The sequence below is a fragment of the Streptococcus sp. IMAU 99161 genome (genome assembly GCF_014435245.1).
Taxonomy (GTDB): Bacteria; Bacillota; Bacilli; order Lactobacillales; family Streptococcaceae; genus Streptococcus; species Streptococcus lactarius.
This window is the reverse complement of record NZ_JAAPAW010000004.1, coordinates 38803-64078: the sequence shown is the minus strand read 5'-3', so window position 1 is coordinate 64078 and position 25276 is coordinate 38803. Positions and strand designations below refer to the sequence as shown.

27 protein-coding genes, 2 tRNA genes and 2 pseudogenes are annotated in these 25276 nt (G+C 43.8%); 6 read left to right on the top strand and 25 right to left on the bottom strand.

Annotated features, from left to right (window positions below):
• Nucleotides 1-119 precede the first annotated feature (119 nt).
• The 10 genes from fusA to rsgA form a co-directional block, all read right to left on the bottom strand.
• Nucleotides 120-2201 (bottom strand): elongation factor G, encoded by a 2082-nt coding sequence (gene fusA / locus HA044_RS01655; protein WP_187538655.1) that lies wholly within the window; start codon nt 2199-2201, stop codon nt 120-122.
• Between the two features lie 381 nt (nt 2202-2582).
• Entirely contained in the window at nt 2583-3053 is a 471-nt protein-coding gene (gene rpsG, locus HA044_RS01650; RefSeq protein ID WP_003003105.1) for a 30S ribosomal protein S7, read from the bottom strand.
• A gap of 19 nt (nt 3054-3072) precedes the next feature.
• On the bottom strand, nt 3073-3486 hold the full coding sequence (gene rpsL, locus HA044_RS01645) for a 30S ribosomal protein S12 (protein ID WP_003003125.1): 414 nt from the start codon (nt 3484-3486) through the stop codon (nt 3073-3075).
• Between the two features lie 202 nt (nt 3487-3688).
• On the bottom strand, nt 3689-4225 hold the full coding sequence (locus tag HA044_RS01640; RefSeq protein ID WP_187538653.1) for a hypothetical protein: 537 nt from the start codon (nt 4223-4225) through the stop codon (nt 3689-3691).
• Nucleotides 4226-4249: 24 nt separating this feature from the next.
• Nucleotides 4250-5065, bottom strand: a complete 816-nt coding sequence (gene purR / locus HA044_RS01635) for a pur operon repressor (RefSeq protein ID WP_187538651.1) — start codon at nt 5063-5065, stop codon at nt 4250-4252.
• 131 nt (nt 5066-5196) lie between these two features.
• Nucleotides 5197-6141, bottom strand: coding sequence for a 3'-5' exoribonuclease YhaM family protein (locus tag HA044_RS01630; protein WP_187538878.1), 945 nt, complete (start codon nt 6139-6141; stop codon nt 5197-5199).
• Complete coding sequence (locus HA044_RS01625; RefSeq protein WP_187538649.1) at nt 6131-7381, bottom strand: DNA recombination protein RmuC; 1251 nt, start codon at nt 7379-7381, stop codon at nt 6131-6133. Before HA044_RS01625 ends, HA044_RS01630 begins: the two co-directional genes overlap by 11 nt.
• Before the next feature lies 1 nt (nt 7382).
• The gene (locus tag HA044_RS01620) at nt 7383-8015 is read right to left on the bottom strand and encodes a thiamine diphosphokinase (RefSeq protein ID WP_187538647.1); all 633 of its coding nucleotides are present in this window, start codon (nt 8013-8015) and stop codon (nt 7383-7385) included.
• Complete coding sequence (rpe, locus tag HA044_RS01615) at nt 8008-8667, bottom strand: ribulose-phosphate 3-epimerase (RefSeq protein ID WP_187538645.1); 660 nt, start codon at nt 8665-8667, stop codon at nt 8008-8010. The genes HA044_RS01620 and rpe overlap by 8 nt, the downstream gene beginning before the upstream one ends.
• Nucleotides 8668-8676: 9 nt before the next feature.
• Nucleotides 8677-9555 (bottom strand): ribosome small subunit-dependent GTPase A, encoded by an 879-nt coding sequence (gene rsgA / locus HA044_RS01610; RefSeq protein WP_187538643.1) that lies wholly within the window; start codon nt 9553-9555, stop codon nt 8677-8679.
• Between the two features lie 210 nt (nt 9556-9765).
• On the opposite strand from rsgA, the gene HA044_RS01605 reads away from it, so the two are divergent.
• Both HA044_RS01605 and HA044_RS01600 read left to right on the top strand, forming a co-directional pair.
• A tRNA-Leu gene (locus HA044_RS01605) sits at nt 9766-9848 on the top strand.
• Nucleotides 9849-9852: 4 nt separating this feature from the next.
• Nucleotides 9853-9941 (top strand) — tRNA-Ser (locus tag HA044_RS01600).
• 195 nt (nt 9942-10136) lie between these two features.
• On the opposite strand, the pseudogene HA044_RS01595 reads toward HA044_RS01600, so the two are convergent.
• A pseudogene (locus tag HA044_RS01595) lies at nt 10137-10954 on the bottom strand (transposase); the annotation flags it as partial.
• 130 nt (nt 10955-11084) lie between these two features.
• Between HA044_RS01595 and HA044_RS01590 the strand changes: the two are divergent.
• The 4 genes and pseudogenes from HA044_RS01590 to HA044_RS01575 all read left to right on the top strand — a co-directional run.
• Nucleotides 11085-11606: a MaoC family dehydratase gene (locus HA044_RS01590; RefSeq protein ID WP_187538642.1), complete on the top strand. Its 522-nt coding sequence runs from the start codon at nt 11085-11087 to the stop codon at nt 11604-11606.
• On the top strand, nt 11606-12709 hold the full coding sequence (locus HA044_RS01585) for a thiolase family protein (protein WP_187538640.1): 1104 nt from the start codon (nt 11606-11608) through the stop codon (nt 12707-12709). The genes HA044_RS01590 and HA044_RS01585 overlap by 1 nt, the downstream gene beginning before the upstream one ends.
• Before the next feature lies 1 nt (nt 12710).
• Nucleotides 12711-13964 (top strand): AMP-binding protein, encoded by a 1254-nt coding sequence (locus HA044_RS01580; protein WP_262407443.1) that lies wholly within the window; start codon nt 12711-12713, stop codon nt 13962-13964.
• 102 nt (nt 13965-14066) lie between these two features.
• Nucleotides 14067-14363, top strand: a pseudogene (locus HA044_RS01575) (maltose acetyltransferase domain-containing protein); the annotation flags it as partial.
• A gap of 238 nt (nt 14364-14601) precedes the next feature.
• On the opposite strand, the gene rsmA reads toward HA044_RS01575, so the two are convergent.
• The 14 genes from rsmA to gtfA all read right to left on the bottom strand — a co-directional run bounded on the left by rsmA (nt 14602) and on the right by gtfA (nt 25274).
• Complete coding sequence (gene rsmA / locus HA044_RS01570; protein WP_187538638.1) at nt 14602-15477, bottom strand: 16S rRNA (adenine(1518)-N(6)/adenine(1519)-N(6))-dimethyltransferase RsmA; 876 nt, start codon at nt 15475-15477, stop codon at nt 14602-14604.
• A 52-nt stretch (nt 15478-15529) separates the two neighbouring features.
• Complete coding sequence (gene rnmV / locus HA044_RS01565) at nt 15530-16114, bottom strand: ribonuclease M5 (RefSeq protein ID WP_187538636.1); 585 nt, start codon at nt 16112-16114, stop codon at nt 15530-15532.
• A complete protein-coding gene (locus tag HA044_RS01560) occupies nt 16086-16856 on the bottom strand; it encodes a TatD family hydrolase (protein ID WP_187538634.1) in 771 nt (256 codons plus the stop codon). The genes rnmV and HA044_RS01560 overlap by 29 nt, the downstream gene beginning before the upstream one ends.
• Before the next feature lie 124 nt (nt 16857-16980).
• Nucleotides 16981-17115, bottom strand: coding sequence for a 50S ribosomal protein L34 (rpmH, locus tag HA044_RS01555; protein WP_187538632.1), 135 nt, complete (start codon nt 17113-17115; stop codon nt 16981-16983).
• Between the two features lie 147 nt (nt 17116-17262).
• Nucleotides 17263-17892, bottom strand: coding sequence for a ribonuclease P (locus HA044_RS01550; protein ID WP_187538630.1), 630 nt, complete (start codon nt 17890-17892; stop codon nt 17263-17265).
• A gap of 77 nt (nt 17893-17969) precedes the next feature.
• The gene (gene jag, locus HA044_RS01545; RefSeq protein ID WP_187538628.1) at nt 17970-18908 is read right to left on the bottom strand and encodes an RNA-binding cell elongation regulator Jag/EloR; all 939 of its coding nucleotides are present in this window, start codon (nt 18906-18908) and stop codon (nt 17970-17972) included.
• A 15-nt stretch (nt 18909-18923) separates the two neighbouring features.
• A complete protein-coding gene (locus HA044_RS01540; RefSeq protein ID WP_187538626.1) occupies nt 18924-19739 on the bottom strand; it encodes a YidC/Oxa1 family membrane protein insertase in 816 nt (271 codons plus the stop codon).
• Nucleotide 19740: 1 nt separating this feature from the next.
• A complete protein-coding gene (gene rnpA, locus HA044_RS01535; RefSeq protein WP_187538623.1) occupies nt 19741-20082 on the bottom strand; it encodes a ribonuclease P protein component in 342 nt (113 codons plus the stop codon).
• 75 nt (nt 20083-20157) lie between these two features.
• Nucleotides 20158-20838 (bottom strand): CPBP family intramembrane glutamic endopeptidase, encoded by a 681-nt coding sequence (locus HA044_RS01530; RefSeq protein WP_187538621.1) that lies wholly within the window; start codon nt 20836-20838, stop codon nt 20158-20160.
• A gap of 18 nt (nt 20839-20856) precedes the next feature.
• On the bottom strand, nt 20857-21756 hold the full coding sequence (locus HA044_RS01525; protein ID WP_187538619.1) for a TDT family transporter: 900 nt from the start codon (nt 21754-21756) through the stop codon (nt 20857-20859).
• 254 nt (nt 21757-22010) lie between these two features.
• Nucleotides 22011-22235 carry an accessory secretory protein Asp5 gene (locus tag HA044_RS01520; protein WP_187538617.1) on the bottom strand — a complete coding sequence of 75 codons (225 nt, stop codon included), beginning with the start codon at nt 22233-22235 and terminating at the stop codon, nt 22011-22013.
• A gap of 1 nt (nt 22236) precedes the next feature.
• Nucleotides 22237-22437, bottom strand: a complete 201-nt coding sequence (gene asp4, locus HA044_RS01515; RefSeq protein ID WP_398588394.1) for an accessory secretory system protein Asp4 — start codon at nt 22435-22437, stop codon at nt 22237-22239.
• Nucleotides 22421-23776 (bottom strand): accessory Sec system glycosylation chaperone GtfB, encoded by a 1356-nt coding sequence (gene gtfB / locus HA044_RS01510; RefSeq protein WP_187538615.1) that lies wholly within the window; start codon nt 23774-23776, stop codon nt 22421-22423. The genes asp4 and gtfB overlap by 17 nt, the downstream gene beginning before the upstream one ends.
• Nucleotides 23760-25274, bottom strand: coding sequence for an accessory Sec system glycosyltransferase GtfA (gene gtfA / locus HA044_RS01505; protein ID WP_187538613.1), 1515 nt, complete (start codon nt 25272-25274; stop codon nt 23760-23762). The genes gtfB and gtfA overlap by 17 nt, the downstream gene beginning before the upstream one ends.
• Nucleotides 25275-25276 lie beyond the last annotated feature (2 nt).

The following is a 25276-nucleotide window of genomic DNA, read 5'->3' as shown; positions in this document are numbered from 1 at the left end:
AGTTCTATCCTCCACCTCAAAGCAGTGCTTTGAGCACTCAACCACTGCGTCTTGCTCGACAATCCAAAAACAAGAAGAGGCTAGGACTTTTGTCCCAGCCTCTTCTGTAGGTGAGTGAATTAAGCTTCACCTTTCGCTTTTTTAATGATTTCTTCTTGTACTGATTTTGGTACATCTTCGTAGTGGTCGAATACCATCATGAAGGTACCACGTCCTTGAGTTGCAGAACGAAGAACAGTAGCGTAACCGAACATTTCAGCAAGTGGTACATAAGCACGAACGATTTGGCTTGCACCATGTGCTTCCATACCATCTACACGTCCACGACGAGCAGTTACGTGACCCATAACATCCCCAAGGTTTTCTTCAGGAACTGTGATGGTTACAAGCATCATTGGTTCAAGGATAGCTGGTTGTGCAGTCTTAGCAGCTTCTTTAAGTGCAAGAGATGCAGCGATCTTGAAGGCTGTTTCAGATGAGTCGACATCGTGGTATGAACCATCGTAAAGCTTCGCTTTCACGTCAACCATTGGGTAACCAGCAAGAACACCATTTGCCATAGATTCTTGAAGTCCTTTTTCTACTGCAGGGATGAATTCACGCGGAACCACACCACCGACGATCGCATTTTCGAACTCGAATCCTTTACCTTCTTCGTTTGGAGTAAATTCAATCCAAACATCACCAAACTGACCTTTACCACCAGATTGACGTTTGAAGAATCCACGTGCTTGTGTAGAAGCGCGGAATGTTTCACGGTATGATACTTGAGGTGCACCAACGTTTGCTTCAACCTTGAATTCACGTTTCATACGGTCAACAAGGACATCCAAGTGCAACTCACCCATACCAGAGATAACTGTTTCACCAGTTTCTGGGTTTGTTTCAACACGGAAAGTTGGATCTTCTTCAGCCAATTTTTGAAGGGCAATCGCCATCTTATCTTGGTCAGCTTTAGATTTAGGTTCAACCATCAATTGGATAACTGGTTCTGGAACTTCGATTGATTCAAGGATGATTTTAGCTTTTTCATCTGTCAATGAGTCACCAGTTGTTGTATCTTTCAAACCAACGGCAGCAGCGATATCTCCAGAGTAAACTGTTTCGATTTCTTTACGAGTGTTGGCGTGCATTTGAAGGATACGTCCGATACGTTCACGTTTACCTTTAGAAGTGTTCAAGACGTATGAACCTGAGTTCAAGACACCTGAGTAAACACGGAAGAAGGTCAAACGACCTACGAATGGGTCCGTCATAATCTTGAAGGCAAGCGCTGCAAATGGCTCTTCATCAGATGCTGGACGTTCTTCTTCTTCGTCTGTATCTGGGTTTACACCCTTGATTGCAGGGATATCAAGTGGGCTTGGAAGATAGTCAAGGACTGCATCCAACATCAATTGAACCCCTTTGTTCTTGAAGGCAGAACCACACAATACTGGGAAGAATTCAACATTGATCGTCGCTTTACGGATACCAGCTTTCAATTCTTCATTTGTGATTTCTTCACCTTCAAGGTATTTCATCATCAAATCTTCATCAGTTTCAGCAACTGCTTCAACCAATTTTTCACGGTATTCTTGCGCTTGTTCAAGGTATTCAGCAGGAATATCTTCTTCAAGGATATCTGTACCAAGGTCGTTGGTATAGATTTCAGCTTTCATCTTGATCAAGTCGATGATTCCACGGAAGTCATCTTCAGCACCGATTGGCAATTGAATTGGGTGAGCGTTTGCTTGAAGACGGTCATGAAGTGTGCTTACTGAGTAAAGGAAGTCAGCACCGATTTTATCCATCTTGTTGGCAAATACGATACGTGGAACTCTGTATTCAGTTGCTTGACGCCAAACTGTTTCTGTTTGAGGTTCTACACCTGATTGAGAGTCAAGAACGGTAACCGCACCGTCCAATACACGAAGAGAACGTTGTACTTCGATCGTGAAGTCCACGTGTCCTGGTGTGTCGATGATATTTACACGAGTGTCTTTCCATTGAGCTGTTGTTGCAGCAGATGTGATCGTGATCCCACGTTCTTGTTCTTGCTCCATCCAGTCCATTTGTGACGCACCTTCGTGAGTTTCACCGATTTTGTGAATCTTACCAGTGTAGTAAAGGATACGCTCAGTTGTAGTTGTTTTACCAGCATCGACGTGAGCCATGATACCGATATTACGAGTTTTTTCAAGTGAAAATTCGCGTGCCATGAGGTTTGTTTCTCCTATATTTTTTATTTCTATTCTATTATAACACGATTTCAATAAAAACGGATAGGCAGGACCCACCCGTTCTCATTGGTTTCTTGATTTGTTGGTTTCAACTCGTTGGTGAGTTGAATCATAGCTAATACTATTCGTTTTAGCTAATTTGAACCTGAGCGAGGCCCGGTGCAAAAAAGATAAACTGCTTTGTGTTCACGGAACACTGCATCAGTTTCCTATTTTTGCCTTGGGCCTTTGCAGCTCTTGGTATCATAATTGAACCCGGGCTAAAAGCTCGGAAAATAGATAAGCTTTCCTAGAATCTTCGATTCTTCGTCAAGCTTCCTAATTTTCAGTCGCTTTTTTAACGCCCTTAGTATCTTAATCTTACCAACGGAAGTGTGCGAAGGCACGGTTGGCTTCTGCCATACGGTGAGTGTCTTCACGTTTCTTAACGGCTGCACCAGTGTTGTTTGCTGCATCCAAGATTTCTTTTGCAAGGCGATCCACCATAGTGTGTTCACCACGTTGACGAGCGATTGTTACCAACCAACGAAGTCCAAGTGTTGTACGACGTTCTGGACGAACTTCAACTGGGACTTGGTAGTTAGATCCACCGACACGGCGTGCACGTACTTCAAGTACAGGCATGATGTTTTCCATAGCTGTTTCGAATACTTCAAGAGCATCGTTTCCAGTAGCTTCTTTGATTTGTTCGAAAGCTCCGTAAACGATTGAAGCAGCTGTACCACGTTTACCATCAAGCATAACGCGGTTGATAAGACGAGTAACTAATTGTGAATTGTAAAGCGGATCTGGCAATACATCGCGTTTAGGCGCACGGTTTTTACGACTCATTTCTCTTTATCCCCTTTCCTTATGCTTTTGGTTTTTTAGTACCGTATTTAGAACGGCCTTGTTTACGATCGTTTACACCTGCAGTATCAAGTGCTCCACGGACGATATGGTAACGTACCCCTGGAAGGTCTTTTACACGTCCACCACGAAGAAGAACCACGCTGTGTTCTTGCAAGTTGTGTCCGATACCTGGGATATAAGCAGTCACTTCAATAAGGTTGCTCAAACGTACACGAGCGAATTTACGAAGGGCTGAGTTAGGTTTCTTAGGTGTCATTGTTCCAACACGAGTTGCAACACCACGTTTTTGTGGTGAAGAAACGTTTGTTTGAACTTTTTTATGACTGTTGTAACCAACGTTCAAAGCTGGTGATTTAGATTTTTCTACTTTTGATTTACGCGGTTTGCGAACCAATTGGTTAATTGTAGGCATCTACATTCTCCTGTGAAATTTTTTATTTTTGGTGATGGTACACTTGGTGACAGCTACCATCCGTGTGTACTTTTGCAACATTTGTCAGCACGTCCCTGTACACTCTTGAGAGACCAAAAGTAAAAAGTACCGTCTATTATTATAACACGACGGCACTTTGATTGCAAGATCTTTTTTTATATTTTCCCTAACTTCAAAAACTCTATTGTTGAGCTGTTTCAGCCGGCGCTTGTGCTCCTCCATCTACTGCTGGAGTTGACTGTTGCTGCTGAGCAGGGACTGTTGCAACACCTGCCCCACCATTTGCATTGGCATTGGCACCCGTTTGATTTTGTTGGGTCGCTGTAGCATCCCCTTCATAGGTCAAACCATAATAATTGGCAATGTATTGGATACGGGCTGTGAGCGATTGTTTTTGAGTCTCATCCTTTACTTTTTTGACGGCAGTTTGAGCCGCGTTCACAGTGTCTTGACTAGGATTGGTCTCCATTTGCACAACTGCTTTTTCTGCAGCTTCCGTATTTTTCTTTTCTTCCTTTTTCTCTTTCTCTTCTTTTGTTTCTTTTTTGACGGGAAGAGAACCTGTTTTTTTAGCAGGCTGGATTTCTGTTGTTACTTGAGCAGCTGTATTCTTTTTCACCGTATACATACCCGCCACCAAAATAAAGGTCAGGGCCAGAACAGTCAGCAAACGGATCCATAAAGGACTGTTATCAAATCGGTCTAAGATTCTTTTCACTTTTTGCTTCTCCTTTCTCGCCTCTTAATCAAAGATATTCCCTACTTCGACATTTAATTTATTTTCTTTGACATCGATATTTGTCACGCGGAGCAAGGATTTGTGTTCAAAAAATTCGCGCTCAGTCGAGGCATTGTCCGCGAATACAGCCACTCCTGCCAATTCGGAATCAAACTCAGATAAGAGACTGACCATTCCGTTGATGGTTCCACCACCTTTGAGGAAGTCATCGACAATCAAGACGCGGCTTCCTGCTTTGAGGCTACGTTTTGATAGGAACATTTTTTCGATACGATCCCCGCTGGAGCCGGAAACATAATTGACACTGACGGTTGAACCTTCTGTGATTTTTAAATCACGGCGAACAATAACAAATGGTACATTCAAAATGTTGGCTACGGCATTGGCCAAAGGGACGCCCTTGGTAGCAACGGTCATAACGGCATCGATCTTTTTATTGCGGAAAGCTTTGGCAATGATGCGTCCGATGCTGTTTAAAATTTTCGGATTGCTTAACAAATCAGATAAGTAAATATAGCCCCCTGGAAGAATCCGGTTGCTTTCTGATAATTGTTGGCAAAGTTCCTCAACGATTTCTTTGGATTCCTCATCTGAGATGGAGGGTGTAAAGACGACGCCTCCGCCTGCTCCTGTGATCGTCTCAATATGGCCGATTTCCATCTCTTCAAAAGCACGCTTGATGATCACGATATCTTCTGAAATAGAGGATTTAGCAGACTCATACTTTTCCGCAAAGGTATTGAGACTAGTCAATTCATAAGGATGATTGATCAGGTAATTTGAAATCACAACCATCCGTTCACTTCTTCTTAATTTCATATTTTCACCATGTAGTTTTTTTATCATTATACCATAAGAACAGAAAAAAACGAACATTCTGATTGGAAGAAGGTCGTTTTTTCGTGATTTTTTTCTTTTTGATCCTCGATTCCCCGTAGAAATCGCTGTCTTTACTGATCGAGATTCGGTTTATAGAAGGATCTATTTTCCATGGCAAAGATTTTATTAGTCATCTCACCAGGACCGACTAAGCCGAGAGCAGTTGTCATCATCATCATTTCCGCATCTAGATTGTCAATCATGTGAATAATCTCTGCTTCCATGATCTTGGGGCGAACAGGGCTTCCATATTCTAGCAAACCATGGTGGCTCAAGACCACATGGCGAAGAACAATGACTTCTTCTTTTTGATCATCGATTTTTAATTCTTGAAGGACTTTGGTAATTTCTTCGTCGATCAAAGCAATATGGCCAATGAGGTTGCCTCGAACGGTGTATTCGGTGTTTTCAGGGCCGCTAAGTTCCAGTACTTTTGCTAAGTCATGCAACATAATTCCCGCAAAGAGCAGACTCTTATTTAACTGCGGGTAGATGTCGCCAATGCGATCTGCCAAGCGAACCATGGTCGCTGTGTGATAAGCGAGGCCTGCTTCAAAAGCGTGGTGGTTGGTTTTTGCGGCTGGATAGCTATAGAACTCCTTGTCGTATTTGCTATAGAGGGCCCGAACAACTCGTTGCCAGATTGGATTTTCAATTTTGAAAAGGACATTTGAAAGATAATCTTGTAGTTCCTTGGGATCTACAGGCGGTTTTTCCTTGAAGTCAGCTGGATTACTTGGTTCTCCTGCTTGGGGCAAACGCATGGTTAATTGATTGACCTGCGGGGTATTGTTGTAAACTTCTCGGCGGCCAGTCATATGGACGACGCGTCCCGCTATGAAGCTCTCTACATTATGAGGTTGGGCATCCCATAGCTTGCCTTCGATGGTTCCGGTCTCATCTTGGAATACAAAGGCTAAGTAGTTCTTCCCTGCACGGGTCTGGCGAACCTCTGCTGTTTTGATCAAATAGAATCCTTCAAACAGTTCATCCTTTTTCATTTGGCTAATTTTGATCATTCTCGTCTCCCTCTGTTGTCTCTTCATCTAGTTCTAGCAGGTCCTCGTTGCTTTCGATTTGGCGGAGCGTCCGCTCGATTGCATTGGTCCGTCTGGTTAGTAAATCATCAATGTTATTAGAAGCATTCTTTAAATGGCGCTGAGTCTTAGCGAGAATGCCTCCGAATTTAGTAAATTCTGATTTGACCGATCCTAGAACCTTACTGATATCGTCTGCACTCTTTTGAATATTGAGCGTTTTAAAGCCAACGGACAAAGAATTCAAAAGGGCTGACAGCGTGCTTGGTCCAGCCACTAAAATTTGTTCGTCCCGACGCAAGCGATCGAAAAATGCTGGATTGCGAACCACTTCGGAATAGAGGCCTTCGGTTGGCAAAAAGAGAATTCCGAAATTGGTCGTTGCAGGTGGGAAGAGATATTTTTGCTGGATGTCTTTTGCAAAGCGTTGGAGTCTGTTCAAAAGGGCTTTGCGGTAACATTCGATCTCTTCTTTATCGCCAGATTCATAAGCCTCTTCCAGACGGTAATAGTCTTCGAGAGGAAACTTAGAGTCAATCGGCAGATAGACTGGCTCCTCTCCTTGTCCTGGAAGCTTAATGGCATACTCCACGCGCTCACTGGATTGGGGAACGGTAACAAACTCTCGCTCATACTGGGCTGGGGTCAAGATATCTTCAATGATCTGTCCTAGCTGCAATTCGCCCATAATCCCACGAGTCTTGGTGTTGGAAAGAACTTTATTGAGAGTTCCAACATCTCTCGCCACCGTCTGCATTTCTCCCAAGCCTTTATTGACCGACTCCAATTGTTTTGAAACGGTCTCAAAGGAAGTTTGCAAGCGGTGTTGCAAGGTTTTCTCCAATTTTTCTTCCACCGTTTGGCGCATCTGCTCTAGCCGCACTTCATTGGACTCTTGGATTTGGCGCATGCGTTCATCCGTCTTATCCCGATTTTTGGTAAAGTGCTCATTCATCTCAGCGCGCAAAGCCGTCGTCTGCTGGTGGATCTCCACTCGCATCTCAGTCAAGCGATCTGTCAGCGCGATTTCTAACTGTTGATTGGCAATCTGACTGGCCTGTCTTTCTTTTTCAAAACGGTAGTCCAACTGGTCTGTCAAATGATCCTCGTGGTCTTCCAGCATCTCACCAATATTTGGCTTTGTATCATCTGACCGTTGCAAGAGATAGATGAGGAGACCCAGATTGAGCAGGCCAATCAGAAGCAGCATGATATTCATATTAACCTCTGTCTTTACTATAAACAATGACGAGATAGCCACGATCAAGACTCACTTGAATCGGTTTGTCCAAAAATTCATTGGAGCCATACATGGCCTTCAAAAAATAATTCTCTGGATGTAAGGGGTATTTGGCACCTGTGATTTCTAAGTGACCCCCTCCAACAGGCATAAAACCCACATAGGACATAGTAGGATCTGGCTGAATCTCGTGGCAACCGGCCGGCCGATAAAGCAGCCGATTTTGGCCATCGACTAATTGGATCTGCTGCATATAAGGAGCTAGGTCTGGATCAGTCGGCAAAAAGATATTAGACAAGAAATGATCCAAGCGACCACCAAAGGCACCATAAACGGTGGCAGCAGCATTTGGATAGGCTTCAAAGACTGCTTTCAAGGCCAATTCCAAATCCGTATCGTTCTTTTCAGGGACGGACTGAACCACTTGCTTGGCTTGGGATTTGATGTTGTTCAAATCGGTCTCAGAGACGGAATCAAAATCTCCAACAGCCATATCCAGAGGCAGGCCTTGTTCCAATAACTTCAAACAGCCACCATCAACGCCTACATATGCGTCATGATCTCTTGGCAAGAGCGTGCAGTCACCTCCTGCCAGTATTGCAATGTTACCCATTGACAGCATCTCTAAGTGTTTGCACACGCTCATTGACATCTCCGTTAAAGACATAAGAACCTGCCACAAAGACATTGGCTCCAGCTTCTTTTGCTTGGAAGATGCTTTGGCCATCAATGCCACCATCGACTTCAATATCAAAAGCCAGGCCTTTTTCCTCACGAAGGGCTACTAATTCACGGACCTTATCCAATGTTTCAGGAAGGAAGGCTTGCCCACCGAAACCTGGGTTAACGGTCATGACCAAGACTTGATCCACCAAGTTTAAGACATGCTTGATACTGTCGACAGGGGTTCCTGGATTAATGACAACACTAGCTTTTACACCCGCTTGACGGATTTTTTGAAGAGCCCCGTGGATATGAGGGGTTGCTTCTACGTGGATACTGATGATATCTGCACCGGCACGGGCAAATTCTTCAATATGGTGTTCTGGATTGGTCACCATCAAGTGGCAATCAAAGACCAATTTGCTGTGTGGACGCATGCTGGCTACGACACCAGCACCAAAGCTAATATTGGGCACAAAATGACCATCCATCACATCAATATGGGCGTAGTCTGCTCCAGCTGCTTCAAGGCGTTTCAATTCGCTTTCAAAATTGGCATAATCTGCACTTAAAATTGAGGGTGCTAATTTCATTGTTTTCATAGTTGTCTCCTATTTGGGTATTTTTTTGGAAACCTTTTTGTAGGTTTCACGACGGTTTTCGATTTCACTGAGAAATTGCAGGTAATCCTCATAACGAAAGGCCGCAATTTCCTTAGCTTCAACAGCCGGCTTAACTGCACAAGCTGGTTCATGGGTATGGCTACAGGTACGAAATTTGCAAGCGTGGCTCACATCCGCAATCTCTGGAAAGGCTTGGTTGAGATCTTCGCTACTTGCCACTTCATAATCGAGGGAGGAAAAACCAGGCGTATCGGCGATTTTGCCACCATTCAGATGGTAAAAGCTGACTGCACGCGTCGTATGACGTCCACGCCCTAAACTATCTGAGATTTCACCCGTTTCAAGCTCCAGATCCGGAGCGATCTTATTGAGTAGAGTGGATTTTCCCACCCCAGTCTGTCCCATAAAGACCGTGGTTTTTGCCGTCAACAGTGGCAAGAGTTCCTCAATTGACAAGACAAAATCATACCCAATCGCCTGGTAGATCCCTTGGTAATAGTGGATATTCTCTAGATCTTCTAGTAAGTCTAGCTTGGAGATGTAGACAATCGGATGAATGCCCTTATGCTCCAAAAGGACCAAAAAGCGATCCAGCAGGTTGGCATTGAAATCGGGCTCCTTGGCTGACATGATGACCACTGCTTGGTCGATATTCACGATCGGAGGCCGCACCAGACTATTTTTGCGAGGTGCAATGCTCAAGATGTAGCCTTCTGAATTCTCTTCAGCGGAGAATTCTACCTGATCTCCCACATAAGGAGTCTGTCCTTTTTTCCTAAAATTTCCACGAGCACGTGTCTGGTAGATAGAGCCCTCTGACTCCACATAGTAGAAACCGGCCAGGGCTTTGACGATTGTTCCTTGCAAATCGTACTCCTTTTTGCTTAATAGTTTTATTATATCAAAAAATAAGAAATAAGGTTGGTTTGTCCGTAAGAAAAACGAAATGGAAAGATCCCATTTGGATAAAGACGCAAACCAACGGTCCTGGTATGGGATATCTTAGAGCAGAACAGGGAAGAAGGAGTCTCCTTTTTTTCCTTGGCATTTTTCCTAAAAAGTGTATAATAGAACTATGCGGAGGTGGTGGAACGGCAGACACGCATGCTTCAGGCGCATGTGCCCATTCGGGTGTGAGGGTTCAAATCCCTTTCTCCGCATCTTGGAAAGGTGGCTCAGCTTGGTACGGCACCGGACTCGAAATCCGGCAAGTGGATTTTTTTCACGCGCGGGTTCAAATCCCGTCCTTTCCTTTTAGGACTCAAAAGAGAGTGGGACAGAAATCGGTCATTCGTTAGAATTCGATTTCGTCGTCCCACCTCCGCACAGTTGAGTAGGGCTGTAAAAGCTGATGAAATCAGCCTAGTAGAACCCACTCAACCACTGCGTCTTGCTCGACAATCCAAAAATAATTGGCTCTTTGTCAACTGTAGTGGGTTGATGAAAAGCTATACCCTGGAGAGGACCAAATTGGTTCTCTCCTTTTTGATGTTCAAAGTGATGAGAATTCTCGTTTTAAAGTTTTCAAAGTTTCGGAAGCCAAAAGCATTTCGCTTGATGACTTTGATGAGGTTATTGGTAGCCTCTAGTTTTGCGTTTGAGTAGGGAAGTTCCAGTGCATTCATGATCTTGTCCTTATCTTTCAAAAAGGTCTTAAAAACAGTTTGAAAAATAGGATTTACAGAAGAAACTGTTTCGTCAATAAGACTAAAGAAATGGTCTGTTTGTTTCTCTTGAAAATGAAAGAGTAGGAGTTGATAGAGATTATAGTGCCGTCTAAGTTCTTGAGAGTATGAAAGCAGCTTTTCTAGAACCTCTTTATTGGTCAAGTGTGACCGAAAAGTTGGTCGATAAAATCGTTTATCACTGAGTTTACGGCTATCCTGTTGGATGTGTTTCCAGTAACGTTTCAGTGCTTTATATTCGTGCGATCTCCGATCAAACTGATTCATAATTTGTATGCGTACGCGATTCATTGCTCGACTGAGATGCTAGACAATGTGAAAGCGGTCGAGAACGATTTTTGCATTTGGGAGTGAAACAGTCTGGGGGACTGTTTCAGCCTGAGCCTAGAAATTCGAAAGCGAAGTTTTCTAGCAATATCGTAGTAGGGACTAAACATGTCCATGGTAATGACTTTCATACGACTTCTCACCTGTCTAGAATATCGAAGGAAATGATTGCGAATAGTTGCTTGAGTCCGTCTATCTAGGATAGCTACAATCTTTCTTGTATCGTAGTCCTGTGCAATAAAGCTCATCTTACCTGCCATTCGACTCATTGCTATTTACACCTTTGAATCATCATTGACAATTTGACCTGTTTTGTATACCATAAAAATAGTTAACTAATATAATTTAATAAGTTTACAAATAATCTTTTGCTGGAGAATGATGATGAGAAAATTATTTTCATTATTGATATCATCTAATGCTGATTTACCCAAAGATAGTTTACTCCTAAAACTAAGATGGCAAGAAACGAATGCAGTAGATCAAACTCTCATTTTAAGACATCAAAAAAGATTGCGGCAGATGTTACTCGTACAAGGTGGAGAGGAATTAAGAGCAACCTTTTTATTGAAGAGGCCCTCGTCTTTTGGAAGGAAATCACATGATAAACTAGATCTAACCTCAGCTACTTTTCTATCGAACGTGCAATTTACCAAGGCAGATATTCTGCAGTTTGTAAGAGCTATTGGAGATCACAATCCTTTGCACCAGCAAGCTCCCTTCTTAATTCCAGCCTGTCTTTATTTAGACTATTTAAGACAGGTCTTACCACAAAGAGCTTCTGCCTTATCCTTACGTTTTTTAGCTCCAGCTTATGCGCAAGATAGATTATCACTTTATTGTCATCAAAAGAATTTTTATCTGTGCAAAGGGGATATTATCATCGTGAAAGGAGAGATTGTTTAATGGTAGATGTTTATATTCAAGCGGGATTAAGGACACCCATTGGACTGTTTCAAAAGCAATACGCTAATACGCGACCAGAATATTTAGGTGCTGCGATTTTAAATGCCTTAAAGAAGCGTTATCCAGAAAGTCAAATTGATGACATTATTTGTGGAAATGCTGTTGGAACAGGTGGCAATATTGGTCGACTAACTGGTCTCTTGTCTGATTATTCTGAAGCTGTTCCTGCGACTACTATTGATATGCAGTGTGCTTCAGCAAGTGCCGCCTTGGGTTTTGCGTTTGCTAAGATAAAAGCTGGTTTATCAGAAAATATTATTGCAGGCGGCATTGAAAGTTCATCCTTGCAACCATTGCGGACTTATGCTGACAAGGATAATCGTTCAGGGAGTTACTACGTTGCTCAGTTTTCACCCGATAGTACGGATTCTCTAGCTATGATAAGAGGGGCCGAGCGAGTCGCTCAAAAATATCAGGTGAGTCAAAAAGAATTGTATCAATGGACTTTAAAGAGCCATTCTAAAGCTCAGAAAGCCTTGGAGGTAGGGGCTCTATCTCCTATTATCCTAGAAATGCCTGGAAAAAAAGATGAGGGTATCCGATCTAAGATTTCGGAAAAATTGTTAAGTCGAATTCCTCCAATCTTAGGTCCAGGCAGTCTGACAAGTGCTGCAAACTCTTGTTTAACGCATGACGGTGCTGCTTTTCTTTTATTGAGCCATCAAGTTGGGGAGTTTAAGATTTGTGACATGGCTCAAGTGGCAGGAGATCCTCGTTTCAGTCCCGAATTAGTTTATAAAGCAACTCTAAAATTATTGAAGAAAGTCAATCTTTCAATGTCAGATATAGATGCTGTTGAATGGAATGAAGCATTTTCAGTGATTGATTGTATCTTTGAAAGGCATTTTCCAGAAGCTGTAAACCGCTATAATCTATTTGGTGGTGCCTTAGCTTATGGTCACCCTTATGGTTGTTCAGGGGCAATCAATCTTTTACACGTAATGCAGGCGCTCCGTTTACAAAAGGGGCGGTATGGACTTTGTGCCATTGCCGGTGCTGGAGGAGTTGGTATATCTTTCCTCATTGAAAGGGTGGGAGTTTAACATGATTCAAAAAATAAAAGCTTGGGCTCAACAGAATCCTCGTCGGCAGGCTTTGGTAATTGATGACAAATCTTACACTTACGGCGATTTATTAAGAATGATGAATCAGACAACACTTGATTCAAAGTCATCTGATGTTTGCTTTATCGTAGAACACCGTCCGCTTGAACAGTTGATGACATTTTTAGTAGCTGTATCATTAGGCATAAAACCTGTTATTTGCCATCCTAATTTGTCTCCAGAGATCCAACAGGCCTTAGCGTCTGAAGCAGGTGCCTCCGATTTACGTTTAGAAGCAGATTTCGGAATCTTGACTTCGGGAACAAGTGGAAAACCCAAGATTTTGTGGCGAACCATGTCCTCGTGGGTAGATTTTTTTGCTGAGCAAAATCGAATTTTCCATATTAATCAGAAAACGGCTTTATTCTTAAAAGGCAATTTTAGTTTTTCAGGGAACCTTAACATGGCCTTGGCTGTCCTTTATGAAGGTGGGCAATTGATTATAAGTGATAAACCATCTCCGAGAAGTTGGGTGCAATTATGCCAGATCTGCCAAGTTAGTCACATGTATCTCTTACCAAGCCTTCTACAAGTTCTAGCAAGTCATTTAAACAGTAGGAAGATTAACTTGTCTTATATCATCAGTTCTTCTCAAACCTTGCCAGTTCCTCTGATTCGTGAGCTTTACGACAGGCAACCGAATTGCGAGATTATTGTTTTTTATGGCGCTAGTGAATTAAGTTTCATCAGCTGGTGTAAGGGCAGAGAGGTTTTAGAGTATCCCAATTTGGTTGGTCGAGCTTTTAAAAATGTCCAAATAAAGCTGAGAAACAATAAAATTTATGTTACAACTCCTTATGCAGCTGTCGGAGTAAGATGCCCCTTTACGGTAGAAGACTATGGTCATTTCTCAAAAGCAGGATTAATTTTAGAAGGGCGACCATCTGATTGGGCTAATTATGCAGGCACCAAGTTGTACTTGCCAAGGATCAGACAAAAACTACTCTCTTGTTCTTTCGTCAAGGACGCCTTTTGTCTCAAGTTAAGTAGTCATCTGGCTGGTGATGAAGTGCATGCCTTTCTTGTACTAAAAGACGGAATATCTTTACCAGAAGCTAAGAAGTCGATTTCTAGTGTTTTACTAGCCACTGAACAGCCCAAATACTGGCATACTATAGATGCCATTCCCTTGATGGATAGTTCTAAAGTGGATGTCCAGTATTTGAAAGAGCTCTGTCAAAAAAGGATTCATTAATCTCAAGTTGCATAGAGCACTTGGGATTTTTTTGTAGTTTCTCTTGTGGTGACATCAATTCTATACTAAAATAGATAAGTACAACCACAAAAGGAGAAGGCCATGCCGACAGAATATGAAAAAATGATTGCGGGGGAGTTTTATAAACCTAGCGACCCTGAGTTAAGTGCCCTAGCAGCTAGATCCAGAGAAAAGCAAATGGCCTTTAATGCGGAACCTGACCGTCTCAAGAGGGCTGAAATTGTCAAATCTTGGTTTGGTTCGACTGGGGAAAATGTTGCCATGAACCCTCAGTTCGTTACCGATTACGGTGTTAATATTCATATTGGTGAAAATTTTTACTCTAACGGGAACTTGACTATGCTGGATATTTGTCCCATCACGATTGGCGATAATGCCAATTTAATTGTTCCATAAGTTCTTCCTAATGATGGTTTTGTCGCTTTTCATTATAGTTCTTATGGGGCTTTTTTTCTACAACAAAATCGGCTCCATAATTCTGAACTGCACCCCAAAAGTTAGATTTTTTCTGTCTAACTTTTGGGGTGCAGTTCAGAATTATGGTAGTTTTACCCACTACAGAAATTATAGAGCCAATTAATTGAGAGGCTAGGACTTTTGTCCCAGCCTCTTTTCATTATTTAATTCCTGCTTCTAGAAGACCGTCAGCTAGACGGGCGAAGTCTTCTAAGCTAAGAGCTTCTCCACGTACAGATGGCTGCAGGCCGGCTGCTTGGATTCCTGCTTCTAGTTTTGCCTTCACTTCTTCAGTCTTGCCAAAGCGACTGGTCAAGTTGTTCCAAAGCGTTTTGCGGCGGTGGACAAAGCTAGCCTTGCTGACGGAGAAGAAGAAATCTTCATCCTTGACGGTTACTGCTGGTTCTTCGCGACGGACCATCTTGAGGATAGCAGAGTCGACATTTGGTGCTGGCACAAAGACAGTGCGAGGCACGATAAAGGCTACCTTAGCCGTCATATAGTATTGGACTGCAATGGACAAAGACCCGTATGCCTTGGTGTTCGGTTCCGCTGAGATGCGATCTGCCACCTCTTTTTGCATCATAACTACAAATTCTTGGAAAGGAATTTTGGATTCGATCAAGTGCATAAGGATCGGAGTCGTGATGTAGTATGGAAGGTTGGCCACTAGCTTAATCGGAAGCTCTGGATTTTTAAACTCAGCGATGTACTGATTGAGGTCTACCTTGAGGATATCTTGGTTGACAACCGTTACATTGTCAAAATCCCGCAAGGTATCCGCTAAAATGGGAACCAAGCGGTCATCAATCTCAAAAGCCATGACTTCTGCGGCATTTTCCGCCAAAAACTCTGTCAAAGCACCGATTCCGGGACCAATTTCAATCACATTGACTTGTTTATCAATCTCTGCAGTGTCCACAATCTTTTGAAGGATATTGGTGTCGGTCAAGAAGTTTTGACCAAAGGATTTTTTAAAAGTAAACCCGTGACGCTCCAGCACCGCCTTGGTCACGCTATAATCTGCAATTCTCATATCTTCTCTTTTCTAATCAGTTTAGGGGTAAAGGGTCCCCTCTACTTCCGTCTTAATAACTGGCCATCGCCTCTTCGACTTGTGCCAAACAAATCCCAAACAACTCCAAACGTTTGAGCAGTTGTTTGCCATTGCAGTAGCCGATGCGCAAGGCTTCTCCTAGATATTCCCGGCGTTTGCGACTATCGCTCCCCATCAACAGGCCGAGCCGCATCAGATCCGACTTGGTAATATCAAAGAACGTTTCATCTTCATAGGAGCCCACGAGTCCAGCCAGGGCCTTTTCTAAATCTTCAAAGCTGGCATGCTCTACTCCCAAGGAACGTCCCTTGGTCTTGGATTTTGGGACTGCCTCACCACGGTTTAAAAAGGCATGCTTGGCCTGTGGAATTTCTTGCATAATGATCTTGCGAATCCGCTCGCCATTGTAGTCCGGATCGGTAAAGACAATGACCCCACGTAACTCTTGCAAGATAGCAATTCGTTCCAAGTCATCTTGATCGATAGCAGAGCCTCGTGTTTCATAAGTATCCACCTCATAAAAACGACGGAGATTGGCTGTGTCGTCCTTGCCCTCCACGACAATCACTTCTGGTATTTTTCTTTTCTCAGTCAAGGCCAAATACCTTTCTTGCATTGTCATAGGTTGCCTGAGCCACTTCTTCTGTTGTTAAGCCACGTAGTCCTGCAATGAAGTCTACTACATAACGAGTGTAGGCTGTTTTATTTTCTCGGCCACGTTTGGGAACTGGTGCTAGATAAGGGGCATCTGTCTCAACCAAGATCTTGTCTAGTGGAAGGCCAGCTGCAGCTTCTTGAACATCTGTGGCTTTCTTAAAAGTGACCACTCCTGAGAAGGAGATCATCATTCCCAGATCCATGAAGCGTTTGGCATCTTCTAGACTACCTGAGAAAGAATGCATGATCCCACCGCGTGGGCCAACTCCTTCACTCTTGATAATGGCATAGGTATCTTCAAGAGCATCACGCGTATGCACCACGAAAGGCAAGTCCAAGTCCTTAGACAATTGGATCTGGCGACGAAAGACCTTTTCTTGAACCTCTTTTGGTGCTGTCATCCAGTGGTAGTCTAGGCCGATTTCTCCTAGGGCAACGACTTTGGGATGTTTCAACCGTTCAAGAAGATAGGCTTCCACTTCAGGACTATAATCGCCCGCCTCCGTAGGATGCCAACCAAGCGTTAGATAGAGTTCAGGGTATTGATCTGCCAACTCCACAGCTCGCTCAATGGTTGGTTTGTCAAAACCAACGATATTGTGGGCTACAAGACCCATTTCCTTGGCTAAGTTGAGCTCTTCTTGTTCTTTTCCTGCGAATTCTTCCACATTGAGGTGGGTGTGGGTATCAAAAATCTGCATGATCTTCCTTTTCTTCGGTGTTTTTCTTCTTTCTATTATAGCAGAAAGCGCCTCTAAATTCACTTTTGGCAAAACAAAAACCAGTAGTCTCGAGTTTCTACTGGTTTTTAGCTTTTTATCTGAATTACGCAGCCAAAACTTTGCGTCCTTTACGACGACGAGCTGCCAATACGCGGCGACCATTTTTAGTTGCCATACGGTGACGGAAACCATGCTTGCGCGCACGACGGATTTTACTTGGTTGATAAGTACGTTTCACGATGAATACCTCCTCATAGATTTTGTATTCGTTTAGCCGGCTAGTTGTGATCAGTTACTAAACATACTTTACTATTCTATCGGATTCAGCTCTATTTGTCAATAGCTATGGCAAAATTGTTACAATTACAGGTCGGAGAAAACCTTTCTACATCTGACGGGTTGCCAAATAATAGGGTTCCAGCGCCATCAACGCCTTTTGCAACTGATCCAGGATATCCTCTAGGGAACTCTCCTCGAATAGAGGCACATCGTATTTGACAAGGACCTTACGAACCGCTCCTTCTTCTACTGCTTGTAGCAGATCATGGCGATTCTTCTCTGTTCCCTCGATCCTTCGACTCTCTCCATTTTTCTGAGCGAAATAATAAACTGGCTGAGAGATGGGGAGAGTGAGAACCTTGTGTTGTTTCCCAAGACTCTGCTCGTCTTTTTTTCGCTCGATAAAGCTCACCTCTAAGGAAACTCCAAAATCAGCTGCGTCTCCATAAAGTCTCAAGGCAAACATGGGCTCTGCCATCGTTCCTTCTCCTTTTAGATAGGCCCAAAAATGAGGACGCAAGACTTGAGCCTGGTTCATCCACTGGCTGGTCCGATCTTGCTCCAAATAGGGGTGACGCTGCTGAAAGGCTGAGACTAAATTGGTGAATTCCTTACGAGCCGCTTGTGCTAGTGCACGATACTGCTCCATCTCTGGAGCTAATTTCCCTGCTTTTGATGGTGCCTGATATTTCATCCCTTGAAGTTTTAAAAACTCTCGAATGACTGCAAATGCCATTTGCTTCCTTTCTAATTCCACTAAAAAAGAGAGAGCGGTTCAGTCCCGTCTCTCCCCCATGAGAACTAATCGCTAGATTATCCTTCGATGTCCACCACCACGTAACGATTTGGTTCTTCTCCTTCAGAGTAGCTAGTGACTCCTTCCATCTTAGAGACAATCCGGTGAATGATTTTGCGTTCACTATTGGACATTGGATCGGTCTGTTGTGCTTGCCCATCTTCTAATACGCGACTGGCTAATTTTTGTGCATAGCTTTGTAGAACCTCAGCCCGATGTTCTACATAGTCATTGACATTAATGGTGATGTAGAAATTTTTGGAATAACGATTGTAAAGATAGTTTTGCGCCAAGAGTTGCAATGCTTTCAAGACTTTTCCGTGGTAACCAATCACGCGCCCTGGCTCATTGGTATCAATCTGCATGTTGACCGTGCGGCGGTTATGTCCGCTTGAGATCGTCGCATCGACATCCATCTCATCGACGACTTTTTGAACATAATCTGTCACATCTGCGACAACTTCTTCAATATTGTAGTTTTCTTCGACTTCGATGCCAAGGTCTGCAAAACCTGAATCTTTGCTTGCAGGCTCTTTGACTTTTTTAAGGATATGTTCATGCCCTTGTTCTTCGAGGACCGTACCAGCTTCTTTGTCGTGCTTGAGGATTTCTGTCTTAATCTCTTCAGAAACGACTTCGCCTTCTTCTTCGACTTTTTTAATCGCTGCAACGACACGGCCGAGATCGACTGTTGCTTCGCTCACCGTCTTAACCGGCTCGTTTTGCGCATTGATCTCATCTGGGACACCTTTGACGGCTTTTTGATTGGCTTTCACAACCGTTGTTTCTGCGATCGGTTCAATCTCTACTTGGGCTGGCTTTTTGCCAAACAAACCAAGGAAACCTTTCTTTTCACGCGCTACAACCGTAATATGCGCCTTCATACGGGGAATATCTAATTCGTTCAAGCCATGTTGAATAGCTTCTTCTACAGTTGCTCCAGTATATAGGACCATATGTCCACCTCTTTCTTATTTTCTCTTTTTCTGTGCTTTGTTGAAGGCACGACGTTTTTGTTTTTCAATGTCTCGAGAAGCTTGCTCTTTGGCTTTTCGCTCTGCGATAATCTTGAAGGGGTTGTTCAAGAGATAAGTTTGCCCGACTTGGTAGGCATTGGAGGTCACCCAGTACAAAGCAACCCCGCTGGCTGAGAACAAAGCAAAGAAGAAAATCATCACCGGCATGACATACATCATGGTCGTGGCACTACCATTACGCTCTGGCATGGCTTTGTTGGTCAACCAACTGCTGAAAAATGTGAACAGGGCCGCAAGAAGAGGCAAGATGTAAGTCGGGTCAATCGCTCCTAGGTCCATCCATAGGAAGTGGCCAACTTTAAGGAATTCCACACGGCTCAGAGCTTGAAACAGCGCCATCAACACTGGCATCTGAATCAAGAGAGGAAGGAAAGCAGAGGATGTTTTGACTCCTTTTTCTTTGTAAAGGGCCCGCATTTCTTCAGAGAGTTTGGCCCGGCTATCCAGATCTTTCCCTGGGTACTTAGCCTGTATTTCCTTCAGTAAGGGTTGAATTTCCTGCATTTTGCGGGTTGAATTCATTTGGTATTGGAACAGTGGTAAGAGAACAGTCCGAATGACCAAGGTGAAGACGATAATCCCGATCCCGATATTGCCCCCGATGGAGAAGAAGCGGATCGATTCCGCAAAGAAATAGACGAAGCGTTCCCAACCACCTGTCGACTGGGCCGTCACTTGAGAGGTCCCACAGGCTGACAAGAAGAGCAAGGCTGCTCCTAATAATCCAGTTAATTTCAGTTTCTTTTTCACATTAATCCCTTTCTTGGTAGATATGCGCTAATTTCAAGACGTGTAGGAGATTCTTCTCTACTTGATGGAAGTCGAGCTCTTCGACGCCTTTACGAGCAATGACGACAAAATCATCGGTCGTAAGGAATCCTTGGTGTTTGATCAAAACATGGCGTATCAAACGTTTAATCCGATTTCGGGTGACAGCGTTGCCGAGTTTTTTGCTCACAGACAGGCCAACACGAAAGTGTGGCTGGTCTTTGTCCAAGCGGTAAACCACGAATTTCCGGTTGGCAACATTTTGGCCACTTTTAAAAACAGCATTGAAATCTTGGTCACGTTTGACGCGGTAGCTCTTTTTCAAACCTCAACTCCCTCTTTTAAATTTATTCTATTATACCATATTTTCAAAAAAAGCCAATCTCACTCAGGAGATCGGTTACTTTTTGAAAATCGTAAGGAGAAAGGGAAGGGTATAATAGAGATTAAGTAAGATGTGACCCAACATAGGATAGAAGAGGCTATTACTCCTGTAATAAAGGAGGCCAAAAATTAGGCTGGGAATAAGGTAGATGATGCTGGCTCCTAGCGAAAATGGACTGTGTACAAAATGCAGGCCACTATAGATAAGGGCAGGTAGCCAAATCTCAGCGTAAAGTGACCAGCCCTTGAAATAGGCATTCACCAAGGCGCCCCGAAAGATCAGCTCCTCTGTCACTGGGCGCACAACCACCATCATGACAAGGAGGATCACAAGGCCAGTTGGCGTAATTTCACGAGGAAAGAGACTCCAAACCGCTCCTCGACCTTGGACAAAGCCACTGACGAAGTAATCCAGCCAGTAGATCAAACAAGCTGCAAAGACAGCTTCTATCAATGATTGCAGAGGCTTCTTACCGAGTTTAAAAGAAACCTTTTTGGAAAATCGATAGACCAAAAAGCCCGCAAAAGCTGCATAGAGTCCCTCTAGCATCAACAAGGCCAAATAATAACTATCAGCGCTTGCTAGGACATTGGATAGGTACTGCGCTAAGGGAGGAAATTGAGGGCGGATGTAAAAGTAAAACAAGAGAAGAAAAAGAGGATAGAGGAAGGATAGCTTTCTTTTGATAAATTTCATAGTTTCCTTTCTGAAGAATCAACACTTGTCCCTGAGATAGGCTACATAACCTCCTAACACAGCCAGCAATATCACGAGACAAAGCAGGGTTTCAGCCCCTACCAGATAGTCCAAAAGGGGCTGGTGCAAGAGGCCTTGGGCCATTTTCAGCGAAGTGGCTGTGATGACAGTTGGAAAGGTCAAGGCTGAAAAAGCAGGTTGGAAGCCTGCTTTGACCATCCTTGGGAGACGTGTCAAAACAAAGAAATAAAAAGCTTGCGAAGCGAGCACCATAATCCATAAGAACCAATTAGGAAGACTGGCTCCACCAACCCGCACTAAGGCCGCTAAAAGAAGGGAAAAGGGAGCACAATAGATCCCTTCTTGGCCCAACAAGTGAGCAGGCAGGGGATTTTTCTTTAAATCAGTATAGATAACTGGATAAAGTAGGAAGGTCAAGCCAAAACCAACCACCAATGCAAGATAGGCAATGAGCCGCTGGCCGACAACTGGGTAGGTCAAGGCTGCCACTGCGATCCCCACATAGAGAACGGTCCAACTTGGAGTGGCTGTGACTCTTGGACGGACCATGACATGGGTCTTGGTAAAATAGAGGATCAAGCAGACATCTAGAAGAAAAGCAGACCACCAGACCACTTGAGAAAGGCCTTCAACTGCTGGGAAAAGCCGCAAGAGATAGGTAGAGAGAATCATTCCAGCCATGGGAAAGGTCGCCATTCCAGATAAAAGAGCAGGTTGTTGCAGTTCCATCTTTGTTTCTTGCCAGCGAATCAGGTGATAGGCTAGAAAGAAAAACCATAAGAATAGGCCTGTCAGACTAAAGAGATGAGAAAGAGCTGGTAGGCTATCTGCCGTCAGATTTCCAGCACCTACTAACCCCAAAAGACAGCCCGAAAATACCAAGGGAATCTTTTTCATTGCAACCTCCATCATTTCTATTGCTATCAGTATAACATAAAATCAAGAGGAAAAAAAAGAGAGTGGGACAGAAATCGGTCATTCGTTAGAATTCGATTTCGTCGTCCCACCTCCGCAAAGTTGAGTAGGGCTGTAAAAGCTGATGAAATCAGCCTAGTAGAGCCCATTCAACCACTGCGTCTTATTCTACACTCCAAAGAAAATTGAGAGGCTAGGACTTTTGTCCCAACCTCTTCTATCTGTTTTACGAACAACTAAGCCTGCACCATCAGCATATAGAGAAACAAGGATAGCAGAAAGACAATACTAACCGCAAGGGTCGCAAGCTTAAGTCCGCGGTGAGACCGCCAATAGCTGGGTTTCCCGAGGTTGCTGGTTGCATCCGTTGAGAGCGATTGTTGTTGGCGAGGCTGCAGGGTGATAAGGACCACCAAAGCAAGTGACAAGAGGGCGATCCCGATCGCAAATACCATTTCCATATCAGGATCCTCCCAAAACTCTAAAGAGTGTAAAAATAACTCCTAGTAAGATCACCAAGCCGATGACCACATTAAAGGTAACATTGATCTTTTCAGAACGGGTTGTTTTTTCTTTCTCGACAGGACGGCGTTTGAGCGACTCCATCCGTCCTTCAACTTCTTTGTAAAATAAATCTTTCTTTTGATCACTCACCTTGTCCACCGATCCCTTCTAGTAAGTAGGCCTTGAACTCAGCTGGGTCGATGCTACTAGATTGGCTAATTTGTTGGGACACTGCTTCTTTATAGCGATCGACTGATTGGTAAATTTCTTTGATACGAGCGACTAGATCTGCTTCTTTTCCTTGCTCAAAGATATTGGCCTGTGCCAGGTAAGTGCGGTCATGCACGGTATGGCTAAAGGCAAGGATGACTTGCTGGTGCTCGAAAGCCTTACGGACAATACCTTGAACCTCTGCATAGTGATTGATATCCAGATAAATACTGGAGATCTTGAGCAACTCTTGGATCCGCTCTTGGCTGATATTTTGGTAAAGAACGACATTTGGGTAACGGACCATAGACAAGAGGCTGGCAGACATTTCTGTCAAGGCCGCCACACGGAAGGTCACATCTGGCAAGGATTCTACTAGATAGGTCAAGGCTTCGATCTGATCCGAATTGGTCAAGACAAAGGCATCTTTGCGGATATCATCCTTGACCTTGAAATCATACAAGTAGCCAAGAGGACCAAAGGAGGCGTGCTGGTCTTGCGAGGTCAACTGGAGAGCACGGTGGTAGGTCGCATTTTGCGGAATGAGGATTTTATTGGTCCGGATTTCTGGGCTCTTTAGAATCAATTGCATATTGCCTGGAAGGCTGTCATGAAGAGGTTCTTGCCATACTAAGACATCGCGCCCTTTGATGCCTTTATTGCCTAACTGGAGGCTAAGGCTAAAGGAGGTAGCAAGGGTATTGTAGACCAAACCATCCAGATTAAAAGCACGATACTCTAGATAAAAAACGAAGTAATCTAAGCGATTCTTGAAAATCCGCATGGGTTGATGGTCCAAGGTCAAGATCAAATCCCCTGTTTGATGATTTTCTGTCAAGCGCTCGGTATCCCCTTCAAAGTATGTCGTCACTAAGGGGTGGCCTTGTGCATCACAGGTTGTGACGGAGATCTTGCGGCCGTATTGGTCATAGCGCTCGATCATCACCACTTGCCCTGTGTCATCCAACCACTCCACGCTTTCAACAATGCGCTTATAAGAAGCTGCATGGTAAGCAATCCGAGCCTTTTCTTGGCCGTAATAGTTCACTTTACCACTACTATTATCACCAGAAATTTCCCAAAAATCAGGAACTGGAACTTCATTGAAGTAGCGACCGCGCTTCTCCCCTTTTGGCTGGCCTAAAAAATAGAGAAAGGGCGATTCGACCCCATCGGGCAAGAAACCATTTGGCTCCAAAACAACTGTCGGATGGGTAAAACCAGACTCCTGCATGGAGTGGAGCAAGTCTTGGCTTTCACGAGAATAAGTATCAAATACGTTCAGCATGTGTCACCTCTTCTATCAATTGTGCCCAAGCTTCTTCTACTCGGCTAGTCAAAAAGTCTTCTGCACGCGCATAAGATGCTTGACGCATGCTGGCTAGATCATCTTTCTTGTAGAGCTGAATGATTTTTTCAGCAAAGGCAGCAGCAATATGGTCCACCACTTGGTCAGCTGAAGGTGGGATGAGATAGCCATTTTCCCCTTCTGTGACAAAGGTTTGGTTGCCATAAGGAACGTCAAAACCGATAATCGGAAGACCAGAACCAATCGCCTCCATCAAGGTCAAACCAAAGCCCTCGCTGGTCGATGCGGACAGGTAAACCTCATAGTTCTTATAAATTTCCTCGAGGTTGGCATGACCTTTAAGCTGGATATAGTCCGCCGCCCCCAATTCATCAATCAGAGAGCGCAATTTGCCTTCTTCTCCACCTTTTCCATAGATGTCAAAGAACAATTCTGGCAATTCTTTTTTGGCCCGAACCACCGCTCGTACCAACCAGTCAATATGCTTTTCTGTTGCCAAACGAGAGGCTGTAATCATAGAAAATGGGGTGCGATTTTCGTTTTGTGGCAAGCTGGCAAGACTTCCTACTGGGATGGTATAGATGGCCGGCCGATGCTTGGTGTATTTAGCAAACTGCTCTGTTAAGATTTCTTTTTGACGATCAGTCGCAACAATAAAGAAGTCCACCTTATCGGCATTGGTGAATTGGTAGTCATAGTAATTGTTCCACAAGATATAGTGATCATCGACACTATTGGCACTAAAGTGTTCGGCATGGACCACCACGCCCAGACGGGCTTTTTGCGCCTCTTCAAAGATGGGCTGACCGATATTGGTTTCGCGATCCAAAATCACCAAGTCCTGTTTGGTCAGTTGCAGGGTCTGCATGAAGTAGCGGATCAATTCTTGGCGCCCAACAATGTAGCGATCTTTAAAACGATAGATTTCGCGTCCATCTGCCATCTGCATGCTGTAGGCAACAGTCCCATCTTCATTGTAAAAGCGGCGCTCAATCAAGTTGGCTTGGTTGTTCTTAGGAATGAAATACTCCGTACAATAGCGGGTATAGGAGAAATAATCCTTTCGGACCAAGATCCCTCTAGACACATACTCACACCGTTCCACATAGGGACTGTTTTCAGAACGCAAATAGCAGGTCAAAAAATTGTCCTGGTCTTCATAAAAGAAGCGCTTGATCTTGCCATCGACTTCTTCACGAGTCGGTTTTCCGGCAAAACCTGCTAAGACCTGATCAAGGGTATAGGTCGTTGGTGCAATTTTTATATCTGTAAAATGGCTGTAGAGCCAGATGATTTCATCATTTTTAAAGCCGATATTTTCTGTTAAATGCTGGATATTATCGGCTAGAATCATATCCATAAAGACGAACTTAGCTGGTTGATGGATATTGCGTAACAACTGGGCACGGTAGGCCTGGGCGTATTCGACACCACTGCTGGCCCAACCGATTCCAAGGTTGATATTGTATACTGTCATAA